The sequence below is a fragment of the Streptococcus sp. FDAARGOS_520 genome (genome assembly GCF_003812685.1).
Lineage (GTDB): Bacteria > Bacillota > Bacilli > Lactobacillales > Streptococcaceae > Streptococcus > Streptococcus agalactiae.
Map to the genome: position 1 here is coordinate 1,983,802 of NZ_CP033810.1, position 13,654 is coordinate 1,997,455.

A 13,654-nucleotide genomic window follows, 5' to 3' on the forward strand; every position below is an offset into this window, starting at 1 on the left:
TTTACAACATTGATTTTATAGGTTCAAAACTTTTACGATGTATCGGAGTAATACCGTATTTTTGCAAACCTTCTAAATGCTCTTTAGTACCATAGCCAGCATTTTTAGAAAATGCATATCCAGGATATGTGCTATCATAATCAGACATTATTTTATCTCTGGTCACTTTAGCTACGATTGAAGCTGCTGCAATAGAGAGTGAATTAGCATCACCTTTGATAATTTTAGTTTGTGGAATTGATAGATCTAAAACCATAGCATCAATTAAAAGATGTTCAGGAGCCACAGATAAATGAGAAACTGCATCAATCATAGCATGTTTTGTAGCTTCATAAATGTTGATATCATCAATACATTGGCTGTCTTGAATACCAATACCAACTGCTAACGCTTGATCTAAAATATTTTGATAGATTTCTTGATGCTTTTTCTTTGGAATTTTTTTGGAGTCATTGAGATGTTTTATTTTACAGTTTGGTGGAAGAATAACAGCAGCAGCTACTACTGGTCCCGCTAAAGGACCTCTACCTACTTCATCGATTCCTGCAATAAGGTTTATATGTTCAATGTAAAGTTTTTTTTCGTAGACCAACATTTGTTCTAAGCGCGCTTCTTCGTCTAAATCTGACTGAATATTTTTTTTTCGTTGAAGGATTGCTTTTTGAACACCTGCGCGTGAATCTGTTTGATATTCTTGCCAACGTTTGTCTTTTAAATCAACAATAGTCTCTAAAATTGCTTTGATTTCTTTAATTGTTGCCATCATGTTCTCCGACGATATCTAACGTATAGCGTCCTAATTTACCATCGCGAACTTCTTTGACAAATAAATTATAAAAGCGATCGTAATCGTCACGATAACCTAATTTTTGTGTTAAGGCCATGATGATTTCAGGAGCTTCATCCTCTAAATTAATGCTTTTAAAACGCTCTTTGAGACGATCAGGATAATAGGTTTTAAAGTAATTCAATCCAAATATTGTTACCTCATCCATAGGCAATAATTGATCTTTGATTGCCCCTGTTAATGCTAGCTTTAATCCAACTAATTCATCTTCAAATTTGGGCCACAAGATACCAGGAGTGTCCAAAATTTCCAGTTCCTTATTAGATTTGAGCCATTGCTGACCTTTTGTGACACCTGGTTTATTACCAACCACTGCAATTTTTTTACCTGCTAGGCGATTCATTAGAGTCGATTTACCTGCATTCGGAATTCCAATAATCATCGTACGAAGTGTCTCTTTTTGAATACCACGTCCCCGTAGCTTAGCAATTTTATCGGACATTAATATTTTAGCGATGTCGGTTACTTTTTTAACTGTTGATTGTTCTTTAGAATTAATAGCTAATGTCTTTAAACCTTGAGATTCATAAAAATCTCTCCATTCTTTAGTTCGAATAGGATCTGCTAGATCAGCTTTATTGAGGATCATTAGTTTGGGTTTGTCTCCGACGATTTTGGTTAGCATTGGATTTTGACTAGAAAGAGGTAACCTTGCATCCACTAAAATTGTAACAAAATCAACATGCTTAATATTTTCTTGAACTTGACGGCGAGCTTTGGACATGTGTCCTGGGAACCATTGAATAGTAGCCATGAAATAAATTCTCCTTATGTATAGACTACCTTAAAAGTCTACATCTATTTGTTAGAGGTCTAATTTTTTAGTTTTATTCTTTTTCAACCGCATATAAAGGTCGATAAAATATTCGATTAACACTATTATTCTATCATTTTTTTAATGATATCGAAATACTTTATACATTTATTCCGCTGATAGGTTTCGTTTACTAATTGAGTTTAAGGGATATACGAAAAAGCTCTGGAAGTTTACTCCGAGCTTTTAATAACATGATTTTTACCACATTAAGACTATTTGATGGTAACAGTCGTTCCTTGAGGAATATTTTCATAGAACCATTTTGCATCCGCCCTTGACATACGCACACAGCCATGTGAGGCGGCTTTTCCTAATTGCTTTGCTTCTTCTGGAATCTCATTTCCTTGTTGATCAGTCGGAACGCTATGAAAGAGATAAATACCATGTTCTTTAAAGGAGACCCAATAATAGGCTCCTTCTTTTGATGAGGCGTTATAGAAAAAATCTCCTCGTTCCGGTTCTATGACAAAAGTTCCTTTTGGGGTAGGGCTCTCTTTTGCTCCTGTTGAAACAATCGTTTTAAAGATGACCTTGTCATTCGAGGTTATTGTCATTGTTTGCCTCGTAGATGAAACATGAATTTCTAGATTTGAATATTTATTTAGATTTGGATAAGTCTTCTTTTGTAAGACCTCTTTTTTTGAAGTTTGACTTGTTTGAGATGCTTGTTTTATGACACTTGCTTTTTCTTTGGCTTTATCACCACGAAAAATAGAATATACGCTAAAGATACTCATGAAAACAAATAAGACAGCTAATATTGGCAAAATTGAACGTTTTCTCATGTACTATCCTCTCTCTTTTGCTCTGTTATGGACAAATCTATTATAAGTTTCTGAAAGAAGGTTGTCAAATATTTTTGTAACATTTGTAATCAAACAGAAATATTTACTGGAATTTTTAGTAGAAAAATAACCTCGAATGATACTTCATTCGAGGTTATTGTGATAACTGTAAGTCTTAATAACATGGCTTCAAAATAATATTAAGAATCTAAACTACTGTAATAATTAATTGGTCTATGATCGTTAAACAGGAATGCTTCAGGATGAACAGTTTTTAATTGTTTTTGACCAGATTTCCAGAAAAGTCCAACAAGAATACCTGTTAACACTAAAGCAAGTGAATAAGTTAAGATGCCTAAGCCCATATTAAATCCAATTGGTTGAGATAAAATATAAACAACTACTGCATACAACATGAACATAGCTGGTACAAATGTTACCCAATAATTTCGTCTTTTTAGGATGAGATATCTTGTAGCAACTAATAAACCAATAACAGCAGTTACTTGATTTGCCCAGTTAAAGTAACGCCATAGGAGATTAAAATCAACGTGTGTAAGGACAAATGAAATAACATATAATGGGATAGTTACAGCAAAGATTTTTGGAAGAGTATCTTGTTTGACATGGATATAATCAGCAACGATAGTACGTAAGCTACGGAAAGCTGATAAACCAGATGAAACAGGGAGAACAATAACACCAATGATAGCGATAGTTCCAATTACACTACCGAGTAACATTAACATTACTTGATTGACAACTGCAGAAGGTGTCCCAGCAGCAATCATTTCATAGAGATTTTGACCTTTGAACAAGCTCATTGAAGCACCTGCCCAAATCATCGCAATTACTCCTTCTGCAATCATCATGCCGTAGAAAGTGAAACGCCCTTCTCTCTCATTAACAGTTGTTCTTGAGACCATAGGTGCTTGGGTAGCATGGAAACCAGAGATGGCTCCACATGAAATGGTAAAGAATAAAGCAGGGAATATCCCAAGCCCAGCTGGATGCATATTTTTAAAGGTTTCAAAAGTTAAGTTTGGCATATCAAAGCCACCAGTTAATAAACGGAAGCCAACTGCTGCCGTACTAACCATTAAGATGACGCAGAATACAGGATAAACTTTACCAAGTGCTTTATCAATAGGTAAGACTGTAGAAATAAGGTAATAAACGAAAATAAGACCGATTATCCAAGGTAAAGATAGTGTCCCAGCTGGTAAAATACTTAGGATAAGATTAGCTGGAGTTACCACAAATACGGTTGCAACTAAAATAAGTAATAGCATTGAAAAAATGTTGATCACATGCTTCATTGACTTTCCAAGATAGCGACTAGCTAATTCAGGAAGATATGCACCATTATTTCTAAGAGAAATCATTCCAATCATATAATCATGAACAGCCCCTGCAAAAATACATCCTAAGACTATCCAGATATAAGCAACTGGACCATAGAGTGCTCCTAAAATAGGTCCAAAGATAGGTCCGGTTCCTGCGATGTTCAATAACTCAATCATCCCATTCTTCCATTTTGGCATAGGAACAAAATCATATCCATCCCTTAATGCTTCTGCAGGTGTTTGGCGATTTTCATCAATTTGAAAATTCTTTTCAATGTATCTACCGTACGTGAAATAACCAACAATTAAAAGGGCTACCCCTCCTAAAAATGTTACCATATCACTGCCTCCTAAAAATTTTTTTGCTTAATTTTATTAAGCGTTTTCATGACTTTAGTATAGCATTGAAAAATTGAAATTTCCTATTTTCAAGATGAATGGTTGTTTTTTAGAAATGAATAGTCTAAGTTTTATGATGAATAACTTTTCATTAGTTAGGTAGATATGCCTAACATTTGTTTTAGGGGTTTTACATTTGCTCTGCTAACAGGAACTGTTATTTTATTACAAAGGTGTAACTGAAGTGTTTGGTTAAACCAAGGTTCAATCGTTTTAATAGCATTAATGTTCACAATGTAAGAGCGATGTACCCGTACAAATTGAGATGATGGTAGTTTATCTTGCCATTGTTGTAGAGAGCCATCAATTTCATAATTTTTATCAGGTGTTTGTATAATCAGTTTTCCTTGCATAGCTTCAATCAAAAGGATATCATCCGCCGACACCAGATAGATTCGATCTTCTACTGTCAATGGATACTGTTGCTTGAAGAGAGGACCGGAAGTTACGCTCTCTATAATTGTAGATGTACTTAGCGCTCCTTTTACTCTATCCATAGCTTGCTTTAGCCTATCAAAATCATAGGGTTTTAACAAATAATCACGCGCATCATGCTCAAAAGCCTGAATAGCATATTGATCATAAGCAGTCGCAAATATCAATAATGGTGGTTTGGGCATTTTATTGATATACTCTGCTAATTGCAACCCAGAATCATCTCTGAGATGGATATCTAACAGTGCTACATCAAAAGTTTCTCTAAGTAAAATAGCTAATGCAGTAGCCATATCATGCGCCTCTGCTATAACGAGGTTAGAATCATACTTATTAAGAAGGTAAATTAATTCGTTACGTGCAACTGGTTCATCATCAACTACTAAAACTTTCATACAATACCTTTCTAATTTTTAATGGGGATATTAACAATAGCACAAGTTCCTGAATCATTTGATTCAAATTTTAAACTTGCTTGTCCATCATAAATAATATTCAAGCGACGAACGAGATTCTCAATAGCTGTACCAGAACCTTGTTTTGAAATTTGAGTTTTTTTTCCAAGCGTTATTAATTTTTCTTTTGGAATCCCAATACCATTGTCTTGGACAATGATATGAAGCCTATCATTATTTCTTGCAATAGTAACCTTTAGCTGGTTATTTTTATTAACATGCTTAAAAGCGTGTTTATAAGAGTTTTCAATCAAGACCTGCAATGTAAAGGGAGGAATCATTAAGTTGTCATCTGAATTTGTTTGGTTGTCTAAATTAAAGGCCACCATGTTGGGAAATCTTGCTTCTTCAAGGGCTAAATAGGCGTTAACCTGTTCCAATTCATCATGAAGAGGAATTAAATTTTGCTTTGCCCGTTGAAGATTAGCACGAATAACCTTGCTAAAATCTTGGACGAGCTTTCTTGCTTTTTCGCTATCCATGCGAATTAAACCATAAATAGTATTAAGTGCATTAAAAAGAAAATGCGGATTAACCTGCGCTTGGAGAGACTTCATTTCCGCATCCTGTAGTAACCTTGTTGCTTCCTCAGCTTGTCCCAAAGCTAACTGAGTGGAAAAGATATTGCCTAATCCTTCAGCTAATTGACGGTCAACGTAAGTCATATGTTGTGCGTCTGAAAAATATAATTTCAAAGTACCCACTATAACATCGTGGATGTGTAATGGAATAACAATTGCTGAACTAAGTGGGCAATTCTTATGGTCGCATTCGATTTCACTTTTATCAGTTGCGACACTAACTTTACCAGTATCTATTGCTCTTTTAGCAAGCTTTGTTAATATTTGAGTATTAGGAAGATGATGGTCAGCTCCATCTCCTACATAGGCTAAAATGGCTGATTGACTAGTCAGGCTAACAGCACTCACATCCATATGTTTATGAATAATTTCAGCTACTGGTTGACAAGATTCTGTTGTCAGTCCCTTTCTAAGGTAAGGAAGGGTTAAATTTGCTAATTCAAGTACTTGATGGGTTTGAAATGCTTTAGCATGTTCTTCTAATTTTTGAGTAGATGAAATAATGGATATAAATATACCTAAACCTAAAGTATTACTTAAAATCATTGGCATGCTGATAAAAGATACTAAGCGAAGCGCCTGATTAAAGTCAACACTAAAAATGAGGATACAGATCATTTGTAGAATTTCCATACCGAAACCAACAACCATTGCATCTAAAACACGAATTTTATTATAATTTTTACGAAGATAATTGCCTGATAATCCAGAGCATAAACCAATTAGTAAGGAAGAAATGACATAAATATGAGGGGCTAATCCTCCTTGCAAATACCTAACGAATACAGATAAGAGACCAACTATAATACCGACTATGGGGCCACCGATTAGACCTGATACACCAATGGTTAAAACACGTGTATTGGCAACCGATGATTGATCTGCTATATGATTAAGAGTTTGTGGAATGATAGATAAATCTGACTGAATTTCTACCCCTGTAAAATTAGAAATAATAGCAAATAAGCTAAATAAGATAAGCAGAATATACTGGTGTTTTTTTAATTCGGGTTGCTTCAAAGTTTGTTTTATAAAGGGGATATGCACAAAGGCATAGGCTAATAATATGATTAACCCCGCTCGCTCCATCATAATTAAAAAGAGTGTCATTAAATCTCTCCAAAGTATTAATTAGTCCGTTATAACATAGGTATAAAATGATTCATTTCATTACTCATTTAAAATGTCTCTCTATCAAGTATTCTCAAGACAATTAAGGGGATATCCATCAACAACTATTATGAAAACAACTACTTAAGGATGATAGATACTTTCACTAAAAAATTTTGATTAATCAAATATATTATTATTATAGCATATCAAATATTATTTTTTACATATTTATTAATTAATATGTAACACCCATTATCTGAAGTGTGTAGGTGAGGTCTAAGTAAAGAATTTAAGCGTTTTGATAATAAAAAAGTGAGAACAATAGATTCTCACTCACAATTAGCCTGGTAATTTCTCACACGATTTGGTACTGCTTTTTAAAATTGGGCGATGGTGTTATTTTTAATATGAGTAGCTGCACTCGAATCCGATTGCTCAAAAGCACTTGCCGCTCCATTGAGATAGCTATTCAGATCAGAAATAACTGGTTGAATGTTTTGGCTGACTTCTTTGATAACTTTTGATCCAGCTTCTAAGTATTTTCAATGTTCTTGAACCCATTGGTGATTTTTTTTACTAAGTCACATGCTGTTAAAATCATCATTAAGCTTATCCCTCCCATAATAATAATCAATTTTTTAAATCCTTTAAACATCACTTTTCCTCTTATCTTATTGATTTTTTCAATTTTATTGCTGTCTTGACGTTGCTATCGCAAACAACCAACTCAATGCAATATAGTTATGGTATACATATCAATGTAAGAATCAAGATTTTTAAATTCATATTATTTGTATGATATTCAGGATTAGCTATTTTTGATTTCACAAAAAAAACTTCTTCTACTTTTTCTAGACTGATTCTTTCTTCCCACTCCTTCGTATCAATAGTTAAACAAAGTACTTTAAATCCTACAGAGGGTCATTCCATCAATTAATGGTATCATCGCGCTTGAAGCATGGCATAGGTTTTGGTATTAGAAACTGAATATGAATTCTATTATCTGTTAAAAAAATCAATATCACCAGAGTATTTATAAAACATAACGATAAAAAATCAAAAAATATTTTTCCAATTTTCAATGACACGAGCTACTCTTTCTTGCTCTTCGTCATGGTACCTCCAAAAATTACTTCATCAATATCTTCCTCATTGAAATAATATACTTGTTCTAAATTGAGCTCTCTGGAAAAATCCTGCCAGATAATCAAAATATCATCTTGATCAATAATATTTGCTCATGAAATGGCTCCACAAAATTTCTTACATCTTTAACATTTTCATAGAGTGCTTTTACTCCACAATGGCCAAAGTACCTATAACAACTGCTACTACTGGTACAAATTGGAGCTGTTATGATTACTACAAAAACACTCTCAGCAAGCGTAGAGACTATTCTACCTACTTCATTTTTTCTAGATATTTATTGCTCCTACCTTAAATTAATTAATTTATCACTCATATTCGGGATGCTTATGAATATAATATGCTGCATAAAGGGAATCGACAATCAGAGCTGGAAAAGTTGCCGTAAATAATACACCTCCAATCAAACCAAAAATATTTTCAATACTACCTACAAGAAAGACTGGAGAAAGCATCACTAAACCAAAAATAATTCCATAATTAATTTTTAATTGTTCCTTTTTTCCTTTTTGTAATTTCCACTGATTAAATTTCCATTTTTTCCCCTGATTTTTTGGTAAATAATAGAAATAATATATTCCAGAAAATACAATAAAAATAATTAACATTATCATAATATACATTTTTGCCATCTCAGTATAATAAATTGATTGAACATGTCCAAAATTTCTATTATTTAAAAACATTGCCAAGCCTATAAAATCAAAACCTATAATAAGTGTTAGGAATACTAATGATAATAAAATATAAGAAATTTTTTTAAAAAATTAGATATTTTTTAAAAAAAAGCGAAATAATTATTGAGACCAAATTAACAAAAATGCATACAGAAAATATGAATTTTATAAAACCTAAAGGATCACCAAAATTACTTGCATATAACCCTATGCAAGATATAAATAGTCCAATCCATGGAAAAATTTTAATATATGAATATTCTATTTCAAACTCAATTAACGGTCCATGATATCTATGGTTGCTCTGTTTCAAAAATTTTACCCTCCAAATAAATCTTTTAATCCTTTTTTAGCAAAACCTGTAATTGATTCATTACCCAACTCCTTAACTTTAAAATTCAAAGCAAAATCAAATGCCAGCCCTGCACTGCTCCAACAACGGTTCCCACAGGTCCTCCTACCAAAGTTCCTATTGCTGCACCGGACAATGCATCTACACCTGAATCTATAGCAAAGTTTTTGATTTTTTGATCTAGTGTAGAAGTCTTATCATCAAAAAAGTCTTTTTTGGCATTAGTTTCTATATTGACTATTTTCCCAGTCCAACCTAATACTTTACCAGCTTTAGCAATTCTTCCTAATTTTCCCCATCCTTTAAAAGCATTTTTGGGATTTAATTCAAGGACTTCATTTTTAAGGGATTTTATTGCTGCATTATTCAAAGTAACTCCTTTTGACGCAATTTTTCTGAGCTTATTTGAATCTTCTAAAGCTTTTTTCTCAACTGTTTAGCATCTTCTTCTCGTTTTTTCATACCTGTTTGAATTGTTTTTGTCCATTCTAATCCCTTACCTGAGGTATCAAATGTACCATTGAAATTTCCAAAACCTTCTGAGAATAGTTAAGGCCTGCCGAAACGACATCCTGAACTTCTGTTAGTCCACAAAAGACTGTTGAGGATTCCGCATTGAATTCCATGAGATATTTTTTAAATCATAGGTTACCTTTAATGCCAGAAAACTCCTAAGAGATTTCATGAACTAGCTGTCACTTTATAAGTGATCACAAGCTAATAACAAAAGTGAAATGAATCATTAACTTTTCTAAAGTTAATAAAGAATGGAATTAGCTCAATTGCCACTCTAGAAGCGAGAAAGTCACCATAAGAATGACCTGTTGTGACAGTAATATTATCGCCATTACTTTGAACACGATCATAAAAGCTAGTAGCTTTGTCTCCTAATCGTTTTAAATAAGCAGAGTTATTAGCACCGATATTTGCATCTGAAATAAAGTCGGTTGCCCCATCAGCATCCTTATTAGTACCCGCATAAGCTATATAAGTCTCACCAGTATTTTTATCTTTTACAGCAATAGCTGCAATACCAGTCTCTTTGTCATACATACCGTCACTATAAGTTAAATCAGTTCTATCAATTAGTTGATTTAACTCTTTTTTAGTACTTTCACTTGCTTCTTTTATGTCATCACCATTATTTAAAGCATCTGTATAAGCCCTCTCATATTTGTATACATAATCTGATAAATCTGCTGATGTTTTAACCCGATGTTCTAGTTTTATAGTTACATTATCATTTCCCATAACTTCTCCGTTTATTTTCTAAAACTATAGGTCTCACCCAAATAGTATCTCTTGTTTTTAGTTTTTATCCTTAGTGTATAGTCAAAATTATTTTTTCCACTTTTTGTAAAAGTAATATCTGCTTCCTTAATATCAGATATTTTAAATTTATCTCTCATTTTTTAATAAGCTTCGACTGTGCCGGCAATTCATATGTTATATCTTTCAACTCAGTTTCCGGATGTTTTAATAAATAACTTTTTACTTTTAATTTTTTTAATTCTTTTAATTCTTTTAATTCTTTAGTATCCATTGCTCCGATAATAAAGTCATCAAATGTAATATTCGGTTTTCCTTTTGGATAAACTATATTATTTTTAAAATATTCAAATGGGACCTCTTTATTTTCTAACTCATTATAGCCACCCGGCTTTTCTATTTGACTTTTTCTTGTTTCAAACTTCCCTAAATCCTTATTTTTTTTTAAATCTTGAATACTATAGAAATATTCTAAATCTAATGCATCACCTGAATCCGATACTAATAGTAAGTATTTTTGTATTTTGCTCAAATCTTTATCTTTTTGTGCTAAAAACTCAAAAAACGGTTTAAAATTTTGTTCAGCTTGGTACTCTTCCTTTGTGCGGTTTTCTGGGATTTTTGAATCCTTACATGCTGTCATCATTATCATTATTAATAAGCCTCCAATAAGCAGTAATAGTTTTTGTTTTTTCATATGCTCAATGCTCCATTTCTATTTCTTGAGTGATTTTAAGCATTCTTTCTTGTCTTCTATCATGAATATAAATCATATCTGGTTTCAAATAAGGTTCTTTTGAATTATATGATTTCGGTAATACTGACTGATCCATAACTCTCATTCCTAAGAGAACATACTGTGCCTGTGTTCTAATAGCTTTTGGAACATCTGAGATATTAGTCATAAGGTATGATGCTAAACCACCAAATAAGAAATAAATATGATATTTGTGAGCCGAGTCAAGTAAGAATAAAATCTGTTCTCTATCCATATTTGTTTCTGCCACAAAACTATTCATATCAGGAATAGTAACAAACCATGATTCTATTTTACCAGATTCTTCTATTAAATAGATTTCTGAAACAATAGCTTCTAAATGCCCTGCTATTTCACTTCGATTATTGATATATTCAATTTGTTGTTCTGTCAAATCATCATAATCAGAAGCAGTGTCTAAAAGATAAACTTACTATCTTTAATCAATGAAACAGATTTAACTAAGAAGCGCATCAAGTTAGACAAATTATCTGGATTGTCAGAAGTAAAAAGTAACTGTTTGAATTTCGAAAGTGGAATGCTACAATTATCAACTTCTTTTAAGCTAATACCAAGTGAAATCTGATTAGTCTCACTTGCTTTTTTAACATCCTCATATGCTTTAAACTCCTCAAAGGTAAGTGTTTCTGGAACAATTGGAATGGCTATTGGTCTCGGTCCAGTCCATTTGGTGATAAAAATCTGTTGATTTTAAAGTTCTTATGAAAGATAAAAGGGTCTTAGATTTTGACAAGCTAAGAACCTTTTGTTTTTCAAAGAATAATTATCTACTTCTCCCCAACTACATAAGTCAATTGTGCTGCTTCTGCTGCACTGAAGGTGCGGTAGGAGATGGTGCCAAGTCCTAGGACATTTGATTCGGAGATCGGGATAGATCCGTCTTCCTTAACGTCTTCGACGATGGCCACGTGGCCGTAAGTTCTATCAGCACCAGCTTGGCCGGGGCTAAATGAGATGGCGTAGCCTGTTTTTGCCTCGTGTGTGGTTTGATAGCCCGGCTTATTTTTCCAATCGCCACCATTACCCATAAATGGTCCAAACTGGTAGCCAAGTTCTTTGGCCCCAAGGGTAAGTGCCTGCCACATAGTTGCCCGCTTGATTAGCTCTTGAAACAGAGTAACTCGTTGGGACTGCCATCATAGCGACGGACGACGTGTTGAGCAGTTCCTTTGAAATCTCAGAAATTCCGCCATGCGCGTCAATCCACTTGTCAATGCTCTCCATAATGGCCGCACGACGTTTACCAGAACCGCTAGCATCCGTGAAGTAAACCCCACCTCGAGCCGCTACATTCAAGTTGCCAGTTGACAAGAATTGTGCTTTTTGGTCTTGAATGGCAAAGCTGGTGTTTTGGTTTTGGATGATGGTTTCCTGCGTCATTTTAATGACAGCCTTGTCATCACTAAAGTTTTGAGCGTTAGTTGTATTGTTGTCAACTGCCCCAAAACCAAACATATTAGCACCTGGTGCTGTGGCAACGCCTTGTGTACCAAGCGAACTTTCTGCGATAGCAATGGCAATGATTGCACGCGCATCCAGACCAGATGATTTCTCTCGGTCTAAGATTTTTTGACCGTCGATGCGACTGCTATCGTATGTGATACCTGTCGACTGTAAGAATCCATCAAGCTGTGCGGCAGTAATGCCGTAACGGTGAGACAATAGATTGTGTGTATAAGCATCATTGCCTATCCAGTGTTTGACATAAGCTGCGCTAGCCATTGCCGTAGGTATGGCAACATCTGGCAAATCAATGCCACTCGTAATGGCTGGTGTCACAACTTCAGATTTCTGAGGTGTTGCTGTCACTTGAGGTTGGCTTGGCACCACTGGTGTTACAGACTGACTAGGAGCTGGAGTTTCGGGTTTGCTTGTATCTGTTTGCGTCCCAGCCTGTGTTTCTCCTTTGGAATCACTTGTTGAAGGAACTGTTTATCTGGACTAGTCGTCGGATTAGTTTCTGTTTGTCCCTCAATTACAGTCTCAGTAGGAGCTGTTTTGCTATCTGCTGGTTGGGCATGGAGATCAGTTGAAGGCAGACTTGCCTCAGGTACCACTGTCGTCGCTTCTGATGAAACTGACTCAGAAGCGCTTGTCGCCTCAGCTGATGAATTTTCTCCAGCTTTTTCACTTGTTTGATCAGTTACAGTCGTAGCTTGCGTCAAAATAGTTTGTGCATCCTGAGCAAAAACCGTAACAGCCGATAAGTTTGACGTGGCAATTGCACACAACAAACACAATGCAATATATTTATCTTTTTTCAAAACGTTTTTCCTTAATAGTTTATAGAGTGTTTAAAGAATTTAATATTAAAAATTACTTTTCTTTTATTCTTCAGATGACTATTTTAAAACGTCTACTGAAAAGTGAGGGTATTTGATATCTTTTATTTATTTCAAAAATATTTTTTGCATCTCCTCTTCATTTTCATCATAGTAACCTTCAAACAAGACTTTATCTATATCTTCCAAATTGAAAAAATAAGTTTCATTTCCAACTATACTAATTGGGAAAATACATCCAGAATAATCAAAATATCCCAATTGACCTTCATTGTCATATAACGGAAATCTTGATGTAATCATGACTTTCTGACTATCATTTTTTAATTCAATGACACTTCCTAGAGTATGTATTTTATCCATTTTTTCTTC

14 protein-coding genes and 2 pseudogenes are annotated in these 13,654 nt (G+C 34.0%); all 16 read right to left on the minus strand.

The features are described 5' to 3' along the window. Window position 1: 1 nt before the first annotated feature. Entirely contained in the window at window positions 2-763 is a 762-nt protein-coding gene (locus EGX96_RS10455; RefSeq protein ID WP_000201088.1) for a ribonuclease HII, read from the minus strand. Continuing rightward, a complete protein-coding gene (gene ylqF, locus EGX96_RS10460) occupies window positions 750-1,601 on the minus strand; it encodes a ribosome biogenesis GTPase YlqF (RefSeq protein WP_000201281.1) in 852 nt (283 codons plus the stop codon). The genes EGX96_RS10455 and ylqF overlap by 14 nt, the downstream gene beginning before the upstream one ends. 275 nt (window positions 1,602-1,876) lie before the next feature. Next, the gene (locus EGX96_RS10465) at window positions 1,877-2,449 is read right to left on the minus strand and encodes a L,D-transpeptidase (RefSeq protein WP_001231800.1); all 573 of its coding nucleotides are present in this window, start codon (window positions 2,447-2,449) and stop codon (window positions 1,877-1,879) included. Window positions 2,450-2,649: 200 nt separating this feature from the next. After that, window positions 2,650-4,134: a carbon starvation CstA family protein gene (locus EGX96_RS10470; protein WP_000256021.1), complete on the minus strand. Its 1,485-nt coding sequence runs from the start codon at window positions 4,132-4,134 to the stop codon at window positions 2,650-2,652. A gap of 155 nt (window positions 4,135-4,289) precedes the next feature. Then, window positions 4,290-5,024 carry a response regulator transcription factor LtdR gene (ltdR, locus tag EGX96_RS10475; protein WP_000866959.1) on the minus strand — a complete coding sequence of 245 codons (735 nt, stop codon included), beginning with the start codon at window positions 5,022-5,024 and terminating at the stop codon, window positions 4,290-4,292. 11 nt (window positions 5,025-5,035) lie between these two features. Continuing rightward, window positions 5,036-6,775 carry a sensor histidine kinase gene (locus EGX96_RS10480; protein WP_000171904.1) on the minus strand — a complete coding sequence of 580 codons (1,740 nt, stop codon included), beginning with the start codon at window positions 6,773-6,775 and terminating at the stop codon, window positions 5,036-5,038. 535 nt (window positions 6,776-7,310) lie between these two features. Further along, window positions 7,311-7,433 carry a lipoprotein gene (locus EGX96_RS10485; protein ID WP_000472358.1) on the minus strand — a complete coding sequence of 41 codons (123 nt, stop codon included), beginning with the start codon at window positions 7,431-7,433 and terminating at the stop codon, window positions 7,311-7,313. Window positions 7,434-7,834: 401 nt separating this feature from the next. After that, window positions 7,835-7,993 (minus strand): annotated as a pseudogene (locus EGX96_RS10490) (DUF4176 domain-containing protein); the annotation flags it as partial. Between the two features lie 239 nt (window positions 7,994-8,232). Further along, window positions 8,233-8,610, minus strand: coding sequence for a hypothetical protein (locus EGX96_RS10495; RefSeq protein WP_000479582.1), 378 nt, complete (start codon window positions 8,608-8,610; stop codon window positions 8,233-8,235). 389 nt (window positions 8,611-8,999) lie between these two features. Further along, complete coding sequence (locus tag EGX96_RS10500) at window positions 9,000-9,323, minus strand: hypothetical protein (protein ID WP_001057649.1); 324 nt, start codon at window positions 9,321-9,323, stop codon at window positions 9,000-9,002. A 347-nt stretch (window positions 9,324-9,670) separates the two neighbouring features. Next, window positions 9,671-10,204 (minus strand): hypothetical protein, encoded by a 534-nt coding sequence (locus EGX96_RS10510; protein ID WP_000526054.1) that lies wholly within the window; start codon window positions 10,202-10,204, stop codon window positions 9,671-9,673. 154 nt (window positions 10,205-10,358) lie between these two features. Beyond that, window positions 10,359-10,919 (minus strand): hypothetical protein, encoded by a 561-nt coding sequence (locus EGX96_RS10520; protein WP_001866154.1) that lies wholly within the window; start codon window positions 10,917-10,919, stop codon window positions 10,359-10,361. 4 nt (window positions 10,920-10,923) lie between these two features. Next, entirely contained in the window at window positions 10,924-11,373 is a 450-nt protein-coding gene (locus EGX96_RS10525) for a hypothetical protein (protein ID WP_001866151.1), read from the minus strand. A 394-nt stretch (window positions 11,374-11,767) separates the two neighbouring features. Further along, a pseudogene (locus EGX96_RS11345) lies at window positions 11,768-12,602 on the minus strand (CHAP domain-containing protein); the annotation flags it as partial. A gap of 233 nt (window positions 12,603-12,835) precedes the next feature. Continuing rightward, window positions 12,836-13,264, minus strand: coding sequence for a hypothetical protein (locus tag EGX96_RS10540; RefSeq protein WP_000710899.1), 429 nt, complete (start codon window positions 13,262-13,264; stop codon window positions 12,836-12,838). A gap of 126 nt (window positions 13,265-13,390) precedes the next feature. Continuing rightward, entirely contained in the window at window positions 13,391-13,645 is a 255-nt protein-coding gene (locus EGX96_RS10545) for a DUF4176 domain-containing protein (RefSeq protein ID WP_000357796.1), read from the minus strand. Window positions 13,646-13,654 lie beyond the last annotated feature (9 nt).